Consider the following 1,354-nt stretch of genomic DNA (forward strand, 5'->3'; position numbering starts at 1 on the left):
CACTATGTTCCCTACCTGACTATATCGGGTAATTTGGATGGGCTCCTTGGCCACCTTGATACGCTTGGAGGGGCGGCGGTATGCCCGGCTAATCGCCCGATGTAGTTTCGCGGTCCTACAGGCTATTCAGAAAGTCGAGAAGCTGGTCCGCGGGCCGGTAGCGTCCTTGCCTGCCGCGGGGCGGAGATGTCTTCGCAAGAGCTTCCTCCTTCATTGCCAGTGTCGCTTCGACATAGATCTGCGTGGTTTCGACCGATTCATGTCCGAGCCAAAGCGCTATCACCGAACGACGAACGCCCGCTTGCAGAAGGTCCATGGCCATCGTGTGTCTCAAACAGTGAACGGTGACCCGCTTCTGTTTCAGCGACGGGCAAACTCTGGACGCCGTTTCGCGATGCTTGTTTAGCAGGTACTGCACGCCGTGGACAGTGAGGCGTTCTCCCCTCGCGCTCGGAAACAGTAAATCACCGTCACCACGCTGCGGTTCTCGCAGCCACGCTTTCAATACGGCGAGGGTCGATTTGGCGATGGGCGTACAGCGTTCCCGGCGCCCTTTGCCGATCACGCGAACGTGTGCGCCAGCTCCGAGAATCAGGTCGTCGCGTTTGAGCCCGGTCATCTCGGAGAGGCGCAAGCCTGTTTGCACGGCGACCAGCATGAAGGCGTGATCACGTCGGCCAGACCAGGTACGCTGATCCGGCGCAGCGAGCAAGGCATCGACTTCGGGACGCGTCAGGAAGTGCACCAGGGTGCGGGTAAAACGCTTGCTGGGTATGGCCAGTACCCGCTGGATCTGCGCGGAATTCGCTGGTGTCTCGAGCGCCGCGTAACGAAAGAAGGAGTGAATCGCTGTTAGACGCAAATTCCGGCTGCGAACGCTCAAGCCTTGATGATTCTCCAGGTCGTCCAGAAATGCAACGATCAAGGGGGCGTCGATTTCCTCGAAATTCATGCGTGAGGGCTGCTTGTGCAGACGTTGTTGCGCGAACTTCAGAAACTGACGGAAGGTATCCCGATACGAACTGATTGTGTGAGGACTTGCCTGGCGCTGCTGCATCAGGCGTTGTATAAAAAAGCGCTCCAGAAGCGGGGCAAAGCTGGCAGATTTGTTCATGACCGGTTCTCCCAGTACCGCTCGAGTCGGCGCATCGATTCACGCATGAGTTCTGGCGTGGCGCTGAGGTACCACTGTGTATCAGCGACATGAGCATGACCTAGGTAGGCCGACAGAATCGGCAGTCGGCGCTCGGGGTCCTGTCCGGATTGGTACCAGCGCACCAGCGTTCTTGTCGCAAACAGATGCCTCATGTCATGCAACCGTGGACCGTGATTGTCGGATACCCCGCGTAAGCCG

2 protein-coding genes are annotated in these 1,354 nt (G+C 58.3%); both read right to left on the minus strand.

The annotated features are described in order from the left end of the window. Nucleotides 1-115: 115 nt before the first annotated feature. The gene (locus DLM46_RS38860) at nt 116-1,114 is read right to left on the minus strand and encodes a site-specific integrase (protein ID WP_115110406.1); all 999 of its coding nucleotides are present in this window, start codon (nt 1,112-1,114) and stop codon (nt 116-118) included. Next, nucleotides 1,111-1,354 (minus strand): site-specific integrase (locus tag DLM46_RS39995; RefSeq protein WP_482811939.1); only part of this gene is annotated, 244 nt, incomplete at its 5' end. The genes DLM46_RS39995 and DLM46_RS38860, both read right to left, overlap by 4 nt.

It is taken from the genome of Paraburkholderia lacunae, assembly GCF_003353175.1.
Lineage (GTDB): Bacteria > Pseudomonadota > Gammaproteobacteria > Burkholderiales > Burkholderiaceae > Paraburkholderia > Paraburkholderia lacunae.